General features: G+C 75.6%; 14 protein-coding genes and 1 pseudogene. 8 read left to right on the top strand and 7 right to left on the bottom strand.

The features are described 5' to 3' along the window. Positions 1-4: 4 nt before the first annotated feature. The gene (locus CCE01nite_RS05100) at positions 5-1,477 is read right to left on the bottom strand and encodes a flotillin family protein (protein WP_034630620.1); all 1,473 of its coding nucleotides are present in this window, start codon (positions 1,475-1,477) and stop codon (positions 5-7) included. A 175-nt stretch (positions 1,478-1,652) separates the two neighbouring features. After that, on the bottom strand, positions 1,653-2,120 hold the full coding sequence (locus CCE01nite_RS05105) for an NfeD C-terminal domain-containing protein (protein ID WP_034630619.1): 468 nt from the start codon (positions 2,118-2,120) through the stop codon (positions 1,653-1,655). Positions 2,121-2,348: 228 nt separating this feature from the next. Between CCE01nite_RS05105 and CCE01nite_RS05110 the strand changes: the two genes are divergently transcribed. Beyond that, positions 2,349-3,890, top strand: a complete 1,542-nt coding sequence (locus CCE01nite_RS05110) for an MFS transporter (protein WP_034630616.1) — start codon at positions 2,349-2,351, stop codon at positions 3,888-3,890. A 37-nt stretch (positions 3,891-3,927) separates the two neighbouring features. On the opposite strand, the gene CCE01nite_RS05115 is transcribed toward CCE01nite_RS05110, so the two are convergent. Both CCE01nite_RS05115 and CCE01nite_RS05120 read right to left on the bottom strand, forming a co-directional pair. Next, the gene (locus CCE01nite_RS05115) at positions 3,928-4,746 is read right to left on the bottom strand and encodes a putative protein N(5)-glutamine methyltransferase (protein ID WP_052104184.1); all 819 of its coding nucleotides are present in this window, start codon (positions 4,744-4,746) and stop codon (positions 3,928-3,930) included. Between the two features lie 176 nt (positions 4,747-4,922). After that, a complete protein-coding gene (locus tag CCE01nite_RS05120) occupies positions 4,923-5,507 on the bottom strand; it encodes a putative glycolipid-binding domain-containing protein (RefSeq protein WP_034630614.1) in 585 nt (194 codons plus the stop codon). A gap of 93 nt (positions 5,508-5,600) precedes the next feature. On the opposite strand from CCE01nite_RS05120, the gene CCE01nite_RS05125 reads away from it, so the two are divergent. The 7 genes from CCE01nite_RS05125 (at position 5,601) to CCE01nite_RS05155 (ending at position 14,408) form a co-directional block, all read left to right on the top strand. Further along, positions 5,601-6,902 (top strand): multidrug effflux MFS transporter, encoded by a 1,302-nt coding sequence (locus tag CCE01nite_RS05125; protein WP_246056336.1) that lies wholly within the window; start codon positions 5,601-5,603, stop codon positions 6,900-6,902. Positions 6,903-7,156: 254 nt separating this feature from the next. After that, positions 7,157-7,540, top strand: coding sequence for a hypothetical protein (locus tag CCE01nite_RS05130; RefSeq protein ID WP_034630611.1), 384 nt, complete (start codon positions 7,157-7,159; stop codon positions 7,538-7,540). 331 nt (positions 7,541-7,871) lie between these two features. Next, a complete protein-coding gene (locus tag CCE01nite_RS05135) occupies positions 7,872-10,157 on the top strand; it encodes a SpoIIE family protein phosphatase (RefSeq protein ID WP_141372051.1) in 2,286 nt (761 codons plus the stop codon). Further along, the gene (locus tag CCE01nite_RS05140; protein WP_246056340.1) at positions 10,157-10,567 is read left to right on the top strand and encodes an ATP-binding protein; all 411 of its coding nucleotides are present in this window, start codon (positions 10,157-10,159) and stop codon (positions 10,565-10,567) included. The genes CCE01nite_RS05135 and CCE01nite_RS05140 overlap by 1 nt, the downstream gene beginning before the upstream one ends. A 156-nt stretch (positions 10,568-10,723) precedes the next feature. Then, on the top strand, positions 10,724-11,848 hold the full coding sequence (locus CCE01nite_RS05145) for a TIGR03885 family FMN-dependent LLM class oxidoreductase (RefSeq protein WP_084142886.1): 1,125 nt from the start codon (positions 10,724-10,726) through the stop codon (positions 11,846-11,848). Continuing rightward, the gene (locus tag CCE01nite_RS05150; protein ID WP_034633689.1) at positions 11,845-13,524 is read left to right on the top strand and encodes an alpha-amylase family protein; all 1,680 of its coding nucleotides are present in this window, start codon (positions 11,845-11,847) and stop codon (positions 13,522-13,524) included. Before CCE01nite_RS05145 ends, CCE01nite_RS05150 begins: the two co-directional genes overlap by 4 nt. A 170-nt stretch (positions 13,525-13,694) precedes the next feature. Further along, a complete protein-coding gene (locus CCE01nite_RS05155; protein WP_034633685.1) occupies positions 13,695-14,408 on the top strand; it encodes a GAF domain-containing protein in 714 nt (237 codons plus the stop codon). A gap of 89 nt (positions 14,409-14,497) precedes the next feature. Here the strand turns inward: CCE01nite_RS05155 and CCE01nite_RS05160 are convergent, their stop codons facing one another. From CCE01nite_RS05160 to CCE01nite_RS05170, 3 genes and pseudogenes are all read right to left on the bottom strand, one after another. Further along, positions 14,498-14,944, bottom strand: coding sequence for a response regulator (locus CCE01nite_RS05160; protein ID WP_034633682.1), 447 nt, complete (start codon positions 14,942-14,944; stop codon positions 14,498-14,500). 103 nt (positions 14,945-15,047) lie between these two features. Continuing rightward, positions 15,048-17,618, bottom strand: coding sequence for an ABC transporter permease (locus tag CCE01nite_RS05165; protein ID WP_034633678.1), 2,571 nt, complete (start codon positions 17,616-17,618; stop codon positions 15,048-15,050). Further along, a pseudogene (locus CCE01nite_RS05170) lies at positions 17,615-18,495 on the bottom strand (ABC transporter ATP-binding protein). The gene CCE01nite_RS05165 and the pseudogene CCE01nite_RS05170 overlap by 4 nt, the downstream one beginning before the upstream one ends. Positions 18,496-18,518: the final 23 nt, after the last annotated feature.

Below are 18,518 nucleotides of genomic sequence, written 5' to 3' on the forward strand. Positions count from 1 at the left end.
GCCGTCAGGACCGCACGCCGTCCGACGACCGGTGTGCGCCCGAGACGGCGCTCGCCGCCTGGCCGCTGACGAGCGCGCCGACGTCCAGACCCGTGAGGGACTTGATGACGTCCTGGCCCTCGCTGAGCACCTGCGCGACCGTCTTGGTGAGCGACGACGCGCCGTCCGTCGAGACGACCGTGAGGTTGTCGATGCCCGAGATGGGCTCGGCGGCGGCGCGGACGATCTCCGGCATGAGCGCGATGACCTGCTGCGCGAGGACGGCGGCACCCTGCTCGCGGAGCGCCTCGGCCTGCGCCTTGGTCGCGTCGGCCGCGGCCAGACCCTCGGCGCGGGCGGCCTCGGCGCGCGCGAGACCGAGCGCCTCGATGGCCTTGGCCTGCGCGAGCTGACGGTCGCGGTCGGCGTTGCCGGCGCGGATCGTCGCCTCGGCGGCGGCCTCGGCGTCCTGCACCGCGGCGATCTTGTTGGCCTCGGCGATGCGCATGCGCTTGAACGCGTCGGCCTCGGTCGCGGCGTTCGTGGCGTCACGGTTGGCGTTGGCCTGCTGGACGGCGGCGTACGCGGCGGCCTCGGCCGGCTTGCGGACGTCGATGTCGAGCTGCTCCTCGGTCACGCGGGCCTGCTCGGAGAGCGCCTCGCGCTGCAGCGCGGCGACCAGGCGGTCCTGCTCGGCGCGGGCGAGCTGGCCCGCGGCGTCGGCCTCGGCGTTCGCGCGGTCGGTCTCGGCCTTGATCCCGGCCTGCTTGAGCGACAGGTCGCGCTGACGGGCCGCGATCTGCTCCATCGCCTGGATCTTGGCGAACTCGGAGACCTGCTGCGCCTCGGCCTCCTTGACCTCGGCGACCTGGCGCGCACGCGCGGCCTCCGCACGACCGAGGTTCGCCAGGTAGTCCGACCCGGGCGTCGAGATGTCGGAGATGTTGAGCAGGTCGACCTGCAGACCCTGCTCCGCGAGGTCCGTCTTGGTCGACGCGACGACCGCGTCCTGGAGCGACTTCCGGTCGGAGATGATCTGCTCGATCGTCATGTCGCCGATGATGGCGCGCAGCGAGCCCTCGAGGGACTCCTTGATGACGTCGTTGAGCGTCGCCTGCTGGGACAGGAAGCGCTGGGCCGCACGCCGCACGCCCTCCTCGTCGCCGCGGACCTTGAAGTTGATCGACGCCTTGATGGCGAGCTTGATGCGGTTCTTGTCGACGCCCTCGACGGTGATGCCGATCTGGCGCTGCTCGAGCGAGATCGGGAAGCCCTGCTGCAGCACAGGCCAGATGAACACGCGCCCGCCGACGACGACGCGCTGACCCGAGTCGGTCGCGACGGCGTTCTTGCCGGCCCCGCGCCCGACGATGATGAGCGCCTCGTTCGGGGGCACGCGGCGGATGCGCTTGGTGATGAGGGCGATCAGGGCGACGAACGCGATGATCAGGGCGGCGACCGCAGCGACTACGGCACCCCCGTCGAGAAGCTGGTCCATGGTGGTCCCCGGTCCCCGGGGCTCCTTTCGTCGGTGTGCTCGGACTGCGGTGTCGGTGGGGCGGGCGGTGCGGGCCGGCTCGGCGCCGGCCCGAGTGGTCCGGCCTCCGGTGGTGCGGCTCGGGTGGTCCGGTTCAGGCGGCGCGGCTCAGGCGGTGCCCGTCAGGCGGTCCGGCTCACGCGCGGGTCACCTGCACCCGGGAGCCGGAGACGGCCACGACGACGACGCGCGCCCCGGGCTCGATGGTGTCGTCCGCCCACGCGAGGCGGTTCTCGAGGTCGCGCACGCCCTCGAGCCGGACCTCCCCGCCGTGGGGGCCGGTCGTCGCCGTCGTCACGCCGTACGCACCGTCGAGCGGGGGCGGCGGGGCGTCGTCGCTCGCGGCCAGGGCCGTGATGACCCGCTGCGAGACGAGGGCCGCGACCGCCGCGAGCGCCACGGCGATGACGTAGGCCCACCCGGTGCCGAGGTCGTTCGCGACCGCGATCACGCCCGACGCCCCGAACACCACGGCGCCGATGCCGATGGCCGAGCCGGACAGCCCGCCCTCGCCGAACCCGACCTCGTCGAACATCTCGCCGAAGACCAGCGAGACCACGAGGAGCACGAGCCCGAGCGCTCCGAGGACGGTGAAGACGAGCACGGTGGGGACCTTCCTGGCGGGGGCGTGTGCGGACAGTGTGTCAGCCCGCCGTCGGGCGCCGCAGCCACTTACCGGGCGACACCGGGACCCGCCCGACGGCCGGTCTGGGGGCGGGCGACGCGCGCGTGGCCTGAGGAAACGCGGTGGCGGCATGTCGGCGGCACCCGGCACAGTGGAGCCGACCGACCGCACGCAGCGCAGTCGGGACGACGAGACGGCGGGGAGCACGTGACCGACCCAGAGACGTCCACCACGGAGGCGACCGCCGGGGCACCTCCCCCCAGCACGAGCCCCTTCGCGCCCGGCCTGCGCGCGACGACCCTGGGGATGCTCGCGCTCATCGCGCTGGGCGCGTTCGAGGCGCTCGCGGTCTCGACGGCGATGCCGACCGTCGTCGCCGACCTCGGCGGGTTCGAGCTGTACGCGACCGCCTTCGCCGGGCCGGTCGCGGCGGGCGTCGTCGGGCTCACCGTCGCGGGTCTGTGGTCGGACCGCCGGTCGCCGGTCGCGCCGCTGCTCACCGGCGTCGCGCTGTTTCTGGCCGGGCTCGTCGTGGCCGGGCTCGCGGGGAGCATGCCCGTGCTCGTCACGGGGCGCGTGGTCCAGGGCGTCGGGTCCGGGCTGTACAGCGTCGTGCTCTACGTCGTCGTCGCCCGCGTCTACCCCGAGGCGACGCGCCCGCGCGTGTTCGCGGCGTTCGCTGCCGCGTGGGTCGTCCCCGGGCTGATCGGGCCGTTCCTCGCCGGGGTGATCGTCGAGCAGGTCGGGTGGCGGTGGGTGTTCCTCGGCGTGCCGCTGCTCGCGGTCCCCGCGGTGCTCGCCCTGTGGCCCTCGCTCACGGCCATCCGCCAGGGTCCGCCGGCGCGCCCCGACCCGGGCGGCAGCACCTCCTCCGGGGCCGGCGCGCCCGCGAGCGGCACCTCCGCGAGCGGCACCTCCGCGAGCGGGACGTCCGCGAGCGCCACCTCCGACGACGCCCCGGCGACGGGTCCGTCCGGGGACCGCGGGTCCGACGCCCGCGCGTCGACCCGGCTCGTCGCGCTCTCGGTCGTCGCCGCCGTCGGGGTCCTCGCGCTGCACCACGCCGGCCAGCAGCGGGGCGCCGAGGCGCTCGGGTGGACGGTCGCCGGTGGCGCGGCGGTCGCGCTGACGCTGCCGCGCATGCTCCCGACCGGGACGCTCCGGGCCGCCCGCGGGCTGCCCACGGTCATCGCGCTGCGCGGGCTGCTCAGCGCGGCGTTCACCGCGGCCGAGGTCTTCATGCCGCTCCTGCTCCAGACGCACCGCGACCTCGGCCCGTCGGCGGCGGGCGCGGTGCTCACGTGCGCGGCGGTCAGCTGGTCGACCGGGTCGTGGCTGCGCGGCCGAGGGTTCGGCGGGTGGTCGGACGTCCGGTGGCTGCGCGTCGGGGCCGCGGGCATGGTGGCCGGGATCGCCGTCGTCGCGCTCGTCGTGGCGCCCGCCGTGCCGGTCGCGGTCGCCTACGTCGGCTGGACCGTCGCGGGGCTCGGCATGGGTCTCGCGTTCCCGACGACGTCGCTGCTGACCCTGCGCCTGTCGCCGCCCGAGAGCCAGGGCGCGAACAGCTCGGCGCTGCAGATCATGGACTCGGTGAGCATCGCGCTGGTCCTCGCGCTGAGCGGGGCGCTGCTCACCGCGCTCGGCGGGCCGACGGCGCTGCGGGCGTTCGCCGCGGGGTTCGCGCTCGCGGCGGCGGTCGCCCTGGCCGCCGCGCTCGTCTCGCACCGGGTCGTCCCGCGGCGCGAGTGACCGGGCTGCCGCGAGGGCCTGACGCAGCGCAGGCCCGTCAGCGGACGGCCGGGCGCGAGCCGACGACGACCGTGCCGTCCACGTCGTCGTCGTGCACGACGACCGGCACCAGGCCGGCGCGGGCCATCGCCTCGGCAGTCAGCGGCGCCTGGCGCTCGCTCGTCTCGATCAGCAGCTGCCCGCCGGGCGTGAGCCACCGCGGGGCGACCGCGGCGAGGCGGCGGTGCACGTCGACGCCGTCGGCACCCCCGTCGAGCGCGACCGGCGCCTCGTGGTCGCGGGCCTCGGGCGGCATGAAGGCGATCTCGTCGGTCGGCACGTAGGGGGCGTTCGCGACGAGGACGTCGACCCGGCCGAGCAGCGCGCGCGGCAGGGGCGCGTCGAGGTCGCCCTCGTGCACGTGCCCGCCGACGGGCTCGACGTTGCGCCGCGCGCAGCGGACCGCCGCGGGGTCGAGGTCGGCGGCGTGCAGCTCCACCCCGGCGACGCGCGCGAGCACCGCGACGCCGACCGCACCCGTCCCGCAGCACAGGTCGACCACGACGGGGGTCCGACGCACGGCTGCCTCCCTCCCCAGCAGGCGCACCGCCTCCCGCACGAGCAGCTCGGACCGCCGCCGCGGCACGAACACCCCGGGCTCCACGACGACGCGCAGCCCCGCGAACGCCGCCCACCCGAGCACCTGCTCGAGCGGCAGCCCGCCGACCCGGCGCGCCACCAGGTCCGTCAGCTCGGCGGGGGTGCGGGCCTCCGCGAGCAGCAGGTCGGCCTCGTCCTCGGCGAACACGCACCCGGCGGCGCGCAGCACGCGCACGACGTCGCCGCGGGAACGCTCGGCCTCGGCGGGGGAGGACACGCGCGGGTCGAGCGGTCCGTGCGGGACGGGCGCGTCGGGCGGTGCGGTCACGGGGGTCCTTCCGGGTCGACCGCCCGACGGTAGCGCCGTCGGGCGGCCGCGATCACGTGTCCGCCCCGTCGCCGACGCCTGGTCGCGCAGTCACGGGGCCGTCCCGGGAGCGCGCGCCGCTCCGGTCAGTACCGGCGCACCGCGATCCCGGGGTACTCGAGCACGAGCCCGGCAGCGTCGACCTCGAGGTCGCACGCGGTGTCGAACGCCGGCGCCGTGTACGCGAACCGCCGCCCCGGGCCGTCGTGCGGGACGCGCGTGTACGTCTGCTCGAGGCGCTCGACGCCGAGCCCGACCGCCCGGACGTAGGCGGCCGGCGCCGGCCCGCCCTCGCCGACCGCGAGGCGCATCCGGTGCACGGGCAGCGCGTTGGTGACCGCGGAGGACTCGAGGTCGACGTCGAGGCAGCCGTCGAGCCGCGGGTCGGGCTCGCCGTCGACGCGCCAGCCGCCCGACCCGTCGGCGTCGAGCACGACCGTGCGCTCCCCGGCCGGCGACAGCCCTCGGACCCGCGCCTGCCGCGTCGTCCACGTGGCGTCGACGTCGATCACCGCGTCGACGACCCAGGGCTCGCCGTCCTCGACCGCGGTCGTGCACGACGTGATCCGCCACCCGCCGTCGTGCGCCGTGACGTGCACGACCTCGAAGCCGTGACGCGCCGTGCGGTGCTGCCACGCGGCGAACGGCGGCGGGTCCGCGAACAGGGTCATCGCGCGAGTCTTCTCGCGGACCGGACACCGCGGAAGAGGCAGCGCCGTGCCGGTGTTGCGCCAGTCATGCCACCAGCGACTAGTGCGCCCACCGTGACCGACGGTCCGGGCGCGACCCCCACCAGCACGAGCCCCACGAGCACCCCCACGAGCCCCAGCCCCACGGCCACCGCGTCGCCGGTCCCCGCGCGCACCCGACTCGGCGTCGGCCTCGTGCTGCTGCTCTCGGCGCTGACCGCGATCGGCCCGCTCACGTTCGACACCTACCTCGCGGCGTTCCCCGAGATCGGCGCCGACCTCGGGGCCTCGACCGCGGCCGTGCAGCTCACCCTCACCGCGTCGCTCGCCGGGCTCGCGCTCGGGCAGCTCTTCATCGGGTCGCTCTCGGACGCGTACGGGCGGCGGCGGCCGCTGCTGGGGGCGCTCGCGCTCTACGTCGTCGTGTCGGCGGCGATCGTGCTCGTCGACTCGATCGCGATGCTCACGGTGCTGCGCGTCGTCCAGGGCTTCGCGGCGGCGGCCGGGATGGTGCTGTCGATGGCGACGATCCGCGACCGGTTCGAGGGCGTCGCGGTCTCCAAGATGATGGCGCGCCTGATGCTCGTCGTCGGCGTCGCCCCGGTGCTCGCCCCCACGATCGGCGCGCAGCTCCTGCGCTTCGGGTCGTGGCGGCTCGTGTTCGGGTTCCTCGCGGTCGTCGGGCTCGTGCTGCTCGTCATCGCGTCGGTGGCGCTGCGCGAGTCGCTGCCGGTCGAGAAGCGGCGCACGGGCGGCACGCGCGCCGCGCTCGGCTCCTACCGCGTGCTGCTCACGAGCCGGACGTTCCTCGGGCTCGCGTTCCTGTCCGCGACGTACATGGGCGCGATGTTCACGTACGTCTCGGCGGCGACGTTCGTGTTCCAGGACGGCTACAGCCTCTCCGCGCAGGAGTTCGGGTGGGTTTTCGCGGCGGGCGCGGCCGGCATCACCGCGGGCTCGCAGGTGTACGGCGCGCTCGTCGGCCGGTTCGAGCCGGAGCGCATCCTCGCGTGGGCCGTCGCCGCGGGCGTGGTGCTCGTCGCGGCGCTGCTGGTCGTGACGGCCGCGGGCGGCGGGTTCTGGCCCGTGACGACCCTGCTCGTGCTGGTGCTGACGACCGCGGGCTTCGTGATGCCGTCGGCCCCGGCGATCGCGCTCGCGGCGAACCCGCAGCGCGCGGGGACGGCCGCGGCGCTGCTGGGGGCCCTGCAGTTCGGGCTCGGCGCCGTGATCGCGCCGCTGACGAGCCTCGGCGGGCAGCCGACCGCGCTGCGCATGGCCGTCGTCATGACGGCGACGATCCTGGTCTCGGCGGTCCTGCTCCTCGTGACGCGCGTCGGGATGCCGGCGCGACGCGTGCGCGCCGTCGCCGCCTGACCGCGGACCACCGCCGCCCGGCCGGGCGTTCCGGCTCCTGCGCCGGTCCGCGCCGCGACGCGCCGGCCGCGCTCGTCGACCGCGCTGTGCGCACCGGTCCGGTGCGCGGGTGTCGTCCGCGGCGCACGGCACCCGACCCGCACCCCGTCCCCACCGGGTTCCTGCCTGACGTTCACCTGACGTTCAGGAGCCTCGGCGAGAGTGGGTGACGGACAGGGCCGGCGCCGCGCCGGTCCGCCGGGAGGCCGACCACCATGACCACGACCCTGCTCGACCACCGTGCTGCCGGGTGCCCGCCCGCCGAGCCGCTCGACGCGGGCGACTGGCTCACGGCGACGCTGCGCCCGACGGGTGCGTTGGGGCGCGAGGACGCCGTGCGGCTCGCGGACGTCCTCGGGCCGCTGTCGGCGTCGGCGTCGCTCGTGATCGTCGACCTCGGCGCGGCCCGCATCGCGAGCCGCCGGGTCGCGGCGGTGCTCGACGACGCCGGTGCCCGCCTCGAGCACCGGGGCGGCGGCCTGATCTGCGTCAACGTCGACCCCGACGACCGGACCCACCTGACCGACGCCGGCGGGCACGCGGTCGTCGTCGACGCGCCGCCGTCCGCGGGGCCGGACGACCTCGACGACCAGGACTGACCGGACGCTCGGGCGGGGTCCGGCCGCCCGGGTGCGCCCAGGGCGGTGCAGGCGCGGGGGACCCCGCGCACCGTCCCCCGCGGCGATGCCGACGTGCAGGCGCGCGGCGTCCGACGACCGGCCGACCGCGGCACGCCCCCCGGCGCGAGTGGGCGCGGCCCCGGCCCCTGTCCCGTGGGGACGAGCGGCCCGGCGCCTGTCCCGTGGGGACGAGCGGCCCGGCGCCTGACCTCTCGACGATCACCCGCGATACCTCCCGATCCGCCCTACGACGGCGGATACGATGGCGCGCGCTCGCCCGATGCCGGGCTCGTCCGTCGGAGGGAGGGCCGTGGTCGCCGAGACTCTCGACCCCGCGCCCCCGGGTGCCGGGCCGGACGGGGCGACGACGACGACGCCCGAGGCCGTCCGCGCGGCGCGGCTCGGCGCCTTCACGTGGGACGTCGCGACCGGCCGCGTGGTGCTCGACGCGAGCCTCGCCCGGCTGCTCGGCCTCGTCGACGCGTCGGCCGAACGCCCGCCCCTCGCCGAGGCCGACGTCGACCCCCGCGCCGCGCTCCGCCGGGTGCACCCCGACGACCGCACGCGCCTCCTGCGGGCCCTCCTGCCCGCGGACGGGACGGACGTGGACGTCGACGTGCGGCTCGCGCCGGACGGCCCCGGCCCGGACGGTCCCGTCGGCCCCGACGCGCTCGACCCCGGTGTGCCGCGGTGGCTCCAGGTCCGCGCGACGCTCGAGCGCGACGCATCCGGCCGTGCGTCGCGCGTGCTGGGGATCGCGTTCGACGCCACGCGCCGCGACGGGCTGCGCACCTCGGCGCTGCTCGACGCGATGCCCACGGCGTTCTTCTCGCTCGACCGCGCGTGGCGCTTCACCTACGCCAACGCTGCCGCGGAGACGCTGCTCACCCGCACGGGCGTCGACCTGCGCGGCGGCGACCTCTGGGAGCTGTTCCCGGACGCCGTCGGCTCCGCGTTCGAGACGCACTACCGTGCAGCCGTGGCGACCGGTCAGCCCGTGGCGTTCGAGGCGTACTACCCCCCGCCCCTCGACGCGACCTACGAGGTGCAGGCCTGGCCGGGGTCCGACGGGCTCGCGGTCTACTTCGAGGACGTGACGAACCGGCGCCGGACCATGGCGGTCGCCGCCCGGGAGACGCGCCGCGCGGCGCTGCTCGCGAGCGTGACGTCGCAGCTCGCCGAGACGCTCGAGGCGGAGCAGGGCGTCACGCGCCTCGCGGAGCTCCTGGTGCCCGCGCTCGGGGACTGGTGCGTCGTGACGCTCGTCGACCACGACCACCACGGCACGTGGCGCGGGCTCAAGGACGCCGGCTGCGCGCACGCCGACCCCGCCGCGCGCCCCGTGCTCGAGCGCTACGTCGACCTGCGCCTCGCCCAGCTCGAGGACACCCTGGCGCTCCAGCGGGCGCTCGAGTCGGGGCAGGTGGTCAGCGCGACGTCGGGCGCGACCGAGATGATCCGGGCGAACCTGCGCCCCGGCGAGGCGCGCGACCTGATCGACGTGCTCGCGCCGGAGTCGGGCGTGATGTTCGCGCTGCGCGGCCGCGGGCGCACGGTCGGGCTCGTCACGCTGTTCAACGGCGCCGGGCGCGGGCCCATCAGCGCCGACGACCTCGCGCTCGCGCAGGACGTCGGTGCGCGCGCCGGGCTCGCGCTCGACACCATGCGGCTCTACCACCAGCAGCGCACGCTCGCCGAGGTGCTCCAGCGCTCGCTGCTCACCGCCCCCGTCGAGCCGGACCACGTGCAGGTCGCCGTCCGGTACGTGCCCGCGGCCGAGGCGGCCCAGGTCGGCGGCGACTGGTACGACGCGTTCCTGCAGCGCGGCGGCGCGACGGTCGTGGTGATCGGGGACGTCGTCGGGCACGACGTCTCGGCGGCGGCGTCGATGGGCCAGATCCGCTCGCTGCTACGCGGGATCGCGGTCACGACCGGCGCCGGTCCCGCGCACGTGCTCACCGAGGTGGACGCGGCGCTCGCGACCCTGCGCACCGACGCCATCGCGACGGCGGTCGCGGCGCGCATCGAGCAGACCCCCGAGCAGCTCGCCGCCGGGGTCCGGACGCTGCGCTGGTCGAACGCCGGGCACCCGCCGCCGATGCGGATCTCCCCCGAGGGCACGGTGCACCCGCTCGTCGGGACGGGCTCCGACCTGCTGCTCGGGGTGCTCCCGGGCACGACCCGCACCGAGTCGGTCGTCGAGCTCGAGCCCGGCACGACGCTGCTGCTCTACACCGACGGCCTCGTCGAGCGCCGCGACCAGCCCGCCGAGCTCGGGATCGCCCGGCTGCGCGCGACGCTCGCCCGCCTCGCGGACCTGGACCTCGAGGCGGTCTGCGACGCGCTGCTCGAGGAGCTCCTGCCGCAGCGCCCGCAGGACGACGTCGCGCTCGTGGCGGTGCGGCTGCACCCTCAGGACCGCCCCCGTCCGCCCGAGGCCGGCCCGGTCGTCGTCCCCCCGGGGCTGCCGGCCGACCCGGCGGCACCCGCCGACCCGGACACCGAGCCCGACGCCGCAGCACCGGCCGACCCCGGCGCGCCGTCCGACCCGGCCGCACCGGCCGACCCGGCCCGCCCCCGCGAGGTGGCCCCGTGATGGCGCCGGCCGCCGGGGGCGCGAAGGGCGCCAGCGCCCGACTGCGCGTCGCCGCGGTGCCCGCCGCCGCGCGCGAGACCCGGCACTGGGCCGTCGGGTTCGTGCGCGAGCACGGCGCGCGGGCGTCCGCGGCCCGGACCGTCGAGCTGCTCGTGAGCGAGGTCGTCACGAACGCCGTGAAGTACGGCGCCGTGGCCGACGCGATCGCGATCTCGCTGCGCTGCGCGGACGGCGCGGTCACCGTCCGCGTGACCGACGACAGCACCGTGCGACCCGTCGTGCGCAAGGCGCGGCCGAGCGACCTCGGCGGGCGCGGGATGGAGCTCGTCGAGCGCCTCGCCGAGGACTGGGGGGTCGACGTCGACGCCCGCCGCGGCAAGACCGTCTGGTTCCGCGTCAGCCTGCGCTGACCGCCGTCCCGCCCGCCCCTCCGGCCGGCCTCCGGGCGACCGCGCCGCCGATCGAGCCCTGACCTGCGGCGTTGCCCGCACCGCCGTCCGCGGCCCCCGTCGCCCGACCGTGGCTCACCGCGCGCCCGCGGGCCTTGCCCGGTAGGAATGGGCGGCATGACTGTCGTCGGACTCCATGCCTCGCACGAGCAGGTCCACCCCACCGCGCTGCTGCGCGCGGTCCAGCAGGCGCAGGCCGCGGGCTTCGGCGCCGCGATGTGCTCGGACCACCTCGCCCCCTGGAGCGAGCGCCAGGGCCAGTCGGGCTTCGCGTGGTCGTGGCTCGGTGCCGCGCTCGCCACGACCGACCTGCCGATGGGCTGCGTCAACGCGCCCGGGCAGCGCTACCACCCCGTGATCGTCGCGCAGGCGTCGGCGACGCTCGCGGCGATGTTCCCCGGGCGGTTCTGGGTCGCGCTGGGCTCGGGCGAGAACGCCAACGAGCACATCACCGGCGACCCGTGGCCGCCCAAGGCCGAGCGGGACGCGCGCCTGCGCGAGTGCGTCGACATCATCCGCGCGCTGCACGCGGGCGAGACGGTCACGCACCGCGGCCTCGTGACGGTCGACGAGGCGCGCGTCTGGACGCTCCCGGACACCCCGCCGAAGCTCATCGGCCCCGCGGTCACGTCGGCGACCGCCCGCGCGCACGCCGACTGGGCCGACGGCCTCATCACGACCAACCAGCCCGTCGAGAAGCTCCGCGAGATCGTCGCCGAGTACCGCGGCGCGGGCGGGCGCGGCGACCTCGCGCTGCAGGTGCACCTGTCCTGGGCGCACACCGAGGAGCAGGCGCTCGCGATCGCGCACGACCAGTGGCGCACCAACATCTACGACCCGCCGGTGTGCTGGGACCTCGCGACGCCGCAGCACTTCGACGTCGTCGCGGCCGACGTCCCGCCCGAGCAGGTCCGCGGCACCGTGCTCGTCTCGGCGGACGTCTCGCGCCTCGTCGACCAGATCGGCGAGCTCGTCGACGTCGGCTTCGACCAGGTGTACCTGCACCACGTGGGCCAGGAGCTCGAGGAGTTCGTCGACGTGTTCGGCGAGCGCGTCGTCCCGCAGCTCGCGGGCACGGCCGCGACCGCCACGGGCGCCGCGTCGTCGGGCGCCGCGTCGTCGGGCACCGCCACGTCCACCACCCCCGCGCCCCGCCACGCCGCGGCCGACCCCCACGACCCGCACCTCTACGCCCCCGAGCACCAGCAGCCCGGCCCCGAGGCGGAGGTCGGCCACGCATGAGGATCACCGACACCTCGGACCTGTGGTGGAAGAACGCGGTCGTCTACTGCCTCGACATCCAGAAGTTCATGGACTGGGACGGCGACGGCACAGGTGACTTCGCGGGCCTCGCGCAGCGCATCGACCACCTCGCCGACCTCGGCGTGACGTGCCTGTGGCTCATGCCGTTCTACCCGACGGCCGACCGCGACGACGGCTACGACATCACCGACTTCTACGGCGTCGACCCGCGCCTGGGCACCCACGGCGACGTCGTGGAGATCATCCGCACCGCGCGGGACCGCGGGATGCGCGTCATCGCGGACCTCGTCGTCAACCACACGTCGGACAAGCACCCGTGGTTCAAGGCGGCACGGTCGAGCAAGGACGACCCGTACCGCGACTACTACGTCTGGCGCTCCGACCCGCCACCGAAGGACACCAAGAAGGACGTCGTCTTCCCGGACAAGGAGGACAGCATCTGGGAGCTCGACGAGAAGACCGGCGAGTGGTACCTGCACCGGTTCTACAAGCACCAGCCCGACCTCAACGTCGCCAACCCCCAGGTGCGCGACGAGATCGCGAAGGTCATGGGCTTCTGGATGGAGCTCGGGCTCTCCGGCTTCCGGGTCGACGCGGTGCCGTTCCTGCTCGACGGCGCCGGCGCGAACCCGCGCGACGACCTCGTCGACCCGCACGAGTACCTGCGCTCGCTGCGCTCGTTCATGAACCGCCGCTCCGGGGACGCGATCCTGCTCGGGGAGGTCAACCTGCCCTACGAGCAGGCGGTCGAGTTCCTCGGCGGCAGCAACGGCGACGAGCTGACGATGATCTTCGACTTCCCGGGCATGCAGGCGATGTACCTCGCGCTCGCCCGGGGCGACGCGGCGCCGATCGTGAACGCGTTGAAGGCGCGGCCCCCGCTGCCACGCGACGCGCAGTGGGCGACGTTCGTGCGCAACCACGACGAGCTCACGCTCGACAAGCTGACCGACGACGAGCGCGCCGAGGTGTTCGCGGCGTTCGGGCCCGACGAGGACATGCAGGTCTTCGGTCGCGGCCTGCGCCGCCGGCTCCCCCCGATGCTCGACGGCGACCCCCGGCGCGTCCGGATGGTCTACTCGCTGCTGTTCTCGCTGCCCGGCACGCCGACGCTGTTCTACGGCGAGGAGATCGGCATGGGCGAGAACCTGGCGGTCGAGGGCCGGCTCGCGGTGCGGACCCCGATGCAGTGGAACGCCGGACCGAACGGCGGGTTCTCGACCGCCCCGGCGTCGCGGCTCACCGCACCCGTCGTCGAGGGCGGGTTCGCCCCCGAGCACGTCAACGTGGCCGACCAGCGGCGCGACCCCGACTCGATGCTCACGTTCATGGGCCTGCTCGTGCGCCGGTACCGCGAGTGCCCCGAGCTCGGCTGGGCCACGGTGGACGTGCTCGACCAGCCGCACGCCCACGTGCTCGCGCACCGCAGCTCGTGGGGCGACGGCTCGCTCGTCGCCGTGCACAACCTCGCCGCCGAGCCCGTCACGGTGCCGCTGCACCTGCCGGACCTCGACGGGGACGTGCGGTTCGTCGACCTGCTGGAGGACGACATGACGACCCCGTGCGGCGAGGACGGCAGTGTCGAGATCGCGCTGCCGGGGTACGGGTACCGGTGGCTGCGGGTCGTCCGGCCGGGGTCGCGCCGGCTCGTGTAGCCGGGGCCGTGCCGGTGCGTGCCCGCCCGGCTCGGTCGGCGCCGGTCCGTGCCTCGCGTGGGTCGGTCCGTGCCGGTTCGCCCGTCCGTGACGGTGCGTACCCGCGCGGGGCGGTCCCGCGGTTAGAGTGCGTCGTCGTCGCTGCGATCGCGACGAGAGCGGAGCGCACGATGACGCAGGACCACCCCGGCCGGCCGCAGGACGCCCGCACACCCGAGCACGCCGCCGGACCCGACGACGGGCTCCCCGACCTCCCGCCCGACGAGCAGCTCGAGACGTTCGTGCTCGAGGCCCGCACGGTCCGCGACCACCTCGACGACCTGGCGTCGCGCGCCGGGACGCAGCTCCTCGCGGGCACCGAGATCAGCATCTCGGTGCGCCACCGCGGGCACGACCGCCTCGTCGCGACGAGCACCGCCCGTGCGGGCCTGTGCGACCAGACCGAGTACGACACCGGAGCGGGGCCGTGCGTCACGGCGATGGACCTGCTCCAGGTCGTGCTCGTCCCGGACGTCCTCGAGGACACCCGCTGGGCGTCGTGGCGCCGGGTCGCGCTCGACAACGGCTTCCGCTCTGCCGCCGGGATCCCCGCGCACGTCGCGGAGGGCGTCGAGCTGTCCGTGAACCTCTACTCCGAGGAGCTCGACCCCTGGGACGCCGACGTGCTCGTGCGCGGTGACGCGTTCGCGCAGCAGGTCGCCCAGACGGTGCGCCTGTGCCTCGAGGTGGCCCGGCTCACGACCGCGCACGCGGACGCCCTCGCCGCCACTGAGGCCCGCGAGTCGATCAACCAGACGATCAGCCGCACGCTCGCCGAGGAGCAGGGCACGGTCTCCGAGGTGCTGGGCCGGCTCGCCGAGCCCGACCGCGCCGCGGAGGGCTGAGCACCACCGGCGACCGCGACCTCGCCGGCACCCGCGCCGGGCGCGCCACGCCGCGTGGTCGGCCGCGCTGTGCCGCGTGCTCGCGCGCGCTACGCAGCGTGGTCGGGCAGCCGGGCGACCTCGGAGTAGAACCGGTCGATCTTGTGGATCGCCGCGACGAACTGCTCGAAGTCCACGGGCTTGGTCACGTACGAGCTCGCGTGACCGGTGTACGCGCTGACGATGTCCTCCTCGCCGGACGACGTCGTGAGGACGACGACCGGGATGTGGCTCAGGTCCGGGTCCGTCTTGAGCGCGTGCAGCACCTCGCGGCCGCTCATCCGCGGCAGGTTGAGGTCGAGCAGGATGAGGTCCGGGCGGGGCGCGTCCGCGAAGGTCCCCTCGCGGCGCACGTGCTCGAGCGCGTCGATGCCGTCGTTCACGACCATGAGGTCACCGCTGCGACCCAGGTCGGCGTACGCCTCCTGGATCATCAGCACGTCGCCCGGGTCGTCCTCGACGAGCAGGACGCGCGGGCGTCGGCGGGCGGTGGTCACAGGGCGAGCACGCGAGAGGTCACGCTGAAGGGTCCCACGTCGGGCCGCCGCGCGCTGCGGGACGGCACCCCGACCTGTGCGGGGGCCGTCCCGGAGCGCGCGGTCACTCGTAGCTGATCGCCTGGAGCACGGGCAGCCGCGCCGCGCGCGCACCGGGCCACACGGCGGCGAGCACCCCGACGACGACGGCCAGCGCGAGCATCGCCGCGAGGCTCCCCCACGGGACGACGAGCGTCCCGAGCCCCTCGTCGGCGAACACCGCGGGCATCGCCGACGCGAGCGCGACCCCGACGCCGAGCCCGACGACCGTGCCGAACACCGCGGTCAGCACCGACTCGATCGTCACGGTCCCCGCGAGCTGGAACCGGCCGAGCCCCACCGCGCGCAGCAGCCCGATCTCCCGCGTCCGCTCGATGACCGAGAGCGCGAGCGTGTTGACGATGCCGAGCACCGCGATCACGACCGAGAGCCCGAGCAGCGCGTAGAGGATCACGAGCACCTGGTCGATCTGCGCGGCGATCTGCGAGACGTACTCCTCGGAGTCGAGCACCGCGACCACGACGTACGGCTGGACCGCCTCGGTCACGCCGTCCCGGACGTCGCCGGCGTCGGTGCCCTCGTCGAACGTGACGAACGCGGTCGACAGGAAGGTCTGCTGCTCCGGGACGAGCGCGCGGAACAAGTCGGCCGGCAGCACGACCGAGGTGCCGATCGCCCGCGAGTCGATCACGGCGCCGATCTCCACGGTGCGCGTCCCGCCCACGCCGACGACCGTGAGCTCGTCGCCGACGGCCCAGCCCGCGTCGTCGGCGGCCGACTCCTGCACGGCGAGCCGTCCCGCCGCGAGCGCGTCGCCGAACGAGCCGTCGATCTCCTCGATGTCGAGGCTGCGCCCCACGGCGCCGGGCTCGATGCCCGCGACGAGCCCGGCGTCCTCGGGTCCCGGGGTCCGTCCGGCCGGTGCGACGAGGACCGACCCGGCGAGGAACGGGTCGACCGCGTCGACGCCGGGCACCGCCGCCACGTCGTCGACCGCACCCGCGGGGATCGAGCTCGACCCCGCGGACTGGAGGATCAGGTCGGCGTTCGCCTCGGCCTCGACGATCGCGCTGGTCGACGCCTGGGCCGAGGCCGCGAGGACCGCGGACGCGCCGACGAGCGCCATGCCGATCATCAGCGCACCGGCGGTGTTCGCGGTGCGGCGCGGGTTGCGCACCACGTTGCCGCGCGCGAGCCGGCCGAGCGGGCGGACAGCCGCGACGAGCGGCAGCGCGAGCACGCCGATCGACGAGCGCGCGATGACGGGCGAGAGCAGGAGCGTGCCGACGACGACCGCCGCCGCCCCGATGCCGAGCACCGTCCCCGCGTCGTCGCCGTCCGGCGACCGGACCGACGACACGACGGCCGCGACCCCGGCGAGGACCGCGAGCGACCCGAGGGCGGCCCGCACGCGCAGCGAGCGCTCGGGCACCGCGACGTCGTCGCGCATCGCCTCGACGGGCGGCACGAGGGCCGCGCGCCGGGCCGGGAGCGCCGCGGCGAGCACGCTCACGACGGTCCCGACGAGGATCGAGACGGCGACCGTGAACCCGTCGAGCGGGATCTCGCCGGACAGCGCCATGCCCATCCGCTCGAACACGACCTTGAGCACCTGGACGAGGCCGACGCCGCCCGCGACGCCGAGCGCCGAGCCGAGCACGCCGACCGCCGCGGCCTGCACGAGGATCGACGCGAACACCTGCGCGGGCGAGGCGCCGACCGCGCGCAGCAGGGCGAACTCGCGCATCCGTTGGCGGACCGACATCGCGAACGTGTTGGCGATGATGAAGCCGCCGACGAACAGCGAGATGCCGGCGAAGACGAGCAGGAACGTCGTCACGAAGCCGAGCTGGCCGTCGATCTCGGCGCGGGTGTCCGCGCGCAGCGAGTCGCCGGTCACCGCCGCCGCCTGCGCCCCCTCGGGGACGTCCGCGAGCGCGGCCTCGACCCGCTCGACGAGCTGCGCCTCGCTCACGCCGTCCTCGGCGTGCACGGCGTGCAGCGGCACGAGCCCGTCGGGCGCGTACGCGGCGGTCGCCACCTCCGCGTCGAGCAGCACGATCGTGGCACCCGCGAACGGCGTGCCCCCGGTGGCCTCGCCGACGATCTCGACGGCCCGGAGGTCGTCGCCGAGCACGACGGTCGTGGAGTCCCCGAGCGCGAGCCCCGAGCTCTCGAGCGTCGCGGACTCGACCGCGATCTCGCCCTCGCCCTCCGGCGCGCGTCCGGCGGTGAGCTCGAGGGTGTCGTCGCGCGGGTCGTAGGCGAACGCGAAGGACGGCGCCTGGGTGCTCTGCACCGCGGTGCCGTCGGCCCCGACGAGGACGATCGGGCCCTGCAGCGCCGGGATCACGTGGTCGACGCCCTCGACCTCTGCGAGCGTCCCGGCCAGCGCGAGCGGCACGGGGTTGAGGCCGGAGTCCCCGCCCGGCTGCGAGCCGCCGACGGTCTGCGTCCCCTGCACGTAGGCGTCGGCGGTCGTCGTGCTCTCGACGATGCCGGTGAACGTCGACGACAGCATCGTGCGGAGCGAGAACGTGCCCGCGACGAACGCGACGCCGAGCGCGACGGCGAGCACCGAGAGCACGAAGCGCACGAGGTGCGCGCGGATGCCCCGCAGGGCGACCCGCCTCATCGCCCGGACCGGGCGGCGCTGTGCTGGGCGGCCGTGTGCTGCGCGGCGGTGTGCTGCGCGGCTGTGGACCGGGACACTGCCGACCGGTCCGCGGCGGACTGCGCGGCGGCGGCGAGCGCGTCGAGCACCGACGCGGGGGTCGGGTCGAGCAGCTCGCCGACGAGCAGGCCGTCCGCGAGGAACAGCACGCGGTGCGCGTAGGACGCGGCGGTCGGGTCGTGCGTGACCATGACGATGGTCTGGCCGAGCTCGGTGACGGAGCGGCGCAGGAAGCCGAGGACCTCGGCGGACGACGCGGAGTCGAGGTTGCCGGTCGGCTCGTCGGCGAACACGACCGCGGGCCTCGACACGAGCGCCCGCGCGCACGCGACGCGCTGCTGCTGGCCGCCCGAGAGCTCGCTCGGCTTGTGGTGCAGGCGGTCCTGGAGGCCGACCGCGGCGACGACGGCGTCGAGGTGCGCGCGGTCGACGGGGCGCCGCGCGATGTCGAGCGGCAGCGTGATGTTCTCGAGCGCGGTGAGGGTCGGCACGAGGTTGAACGCCTGGAACACGAACCCGAGCGCGTGCGGCGCAGCTTCGTGAGCCGGCGCTCGTTCATCCGGCTGACCTCGTCGCCGTCGACGACGACCGTGCCCGACGTCGGCCGGTCGAGGCCCGCCATGCAGTGCATGAGCGTCGACTTGCCCGAGCCCGAGGGGCCCATGATCGCGGTGAGCTCGCCGCGCCGGAACTCGACGTCGACCCCCGCGAGCGCGTGCACCGCGGTGTCGCCGTCGCCGTAGGTCTTGCGGAGCTCGCGGGCGTACGCGATCGCCGACGGGGGCGCCGGGGTGCTCGTCGTGGTGGCGGGGGTCGTCGGGCTGGCGGTGCTGCTCATGCGGGTCCTTCGCTGGGTCGGAC

Source organism: Cellulomonas cellasea, from assembly GCF_006538745.1.
Lineage (GTDB): Bacteria > Actinomycetota > Actinomycetes > Actinomycetales > Cellulomonadaceae > Cellulomonas_A > Cellulomonas_A cellasea.

What these genes read in the sequence shown, in the direction of transcription:
- CCE01nite_RS05155 (WP_034633685.1), top strand. Translation starts at nt 13,695, where the DNA reads ATGACGCAGGACCACCCCGGCCGGCCGCAGGACGCCCGCACACCCGAG.
- CCE01nite_RS05165 (WP_034633678.1), bottom strand. Translation starts at nt 17,618, where the DNA reads ATGAGGCGGGTCGCCCTGCGGGGCATCCGCGCGCACCTCGTGCGCTTC.
- CCE01nite_RS05140 (WP_246056340.1), top strand. Translation starts at nt 10,157, where the DNA reads ATGGCGCCGGCCGCCGGGGGCGCGAAGGGCGCCAGCGCCCGACTGCGC.
- CCE01nite_RS05130 (WP_034630611.1), top strand. Translation starts at nt 7,157, where the DNA reads ATGACCACGACCCTGCTCGACCACCGTGCTGCCGGGTGCCCGCCCGCC.
- CCE01nite_RS05150 (WP_034633689.1), top strand. Translation starts at nt 11,845, where the DNA reads ATGAGGATCACCGACACCTCGGACCTGTGGTGGAAGAACGCGGTCGTC.
- CCE01nite_RS05145 (WP_084142886.1), top strand. Translation starts at nt 10,724, where the DNA reads ATGACTGTCGTCGGACTCCATGCCTCGCACGAGCAGGTCCACCCCACC.
- CCE01nite_RS05100 (WP_034630620.1), bottom strand. Translation starts at nt 1,477, where the DNA reads ATGGACCAGCTTCTCGACGGGGGTGCCGTAGTCGCTGCGGTCGCCGCC.
- CCE01nite_RS05120 (WP_034630614.1), bottom strand. Translation starts at nt 5,507, where the DNA reads ATGACCCTGTTCGCGGACCCGCCGCCGTTCGCCGCGTGGCAGCACCGC.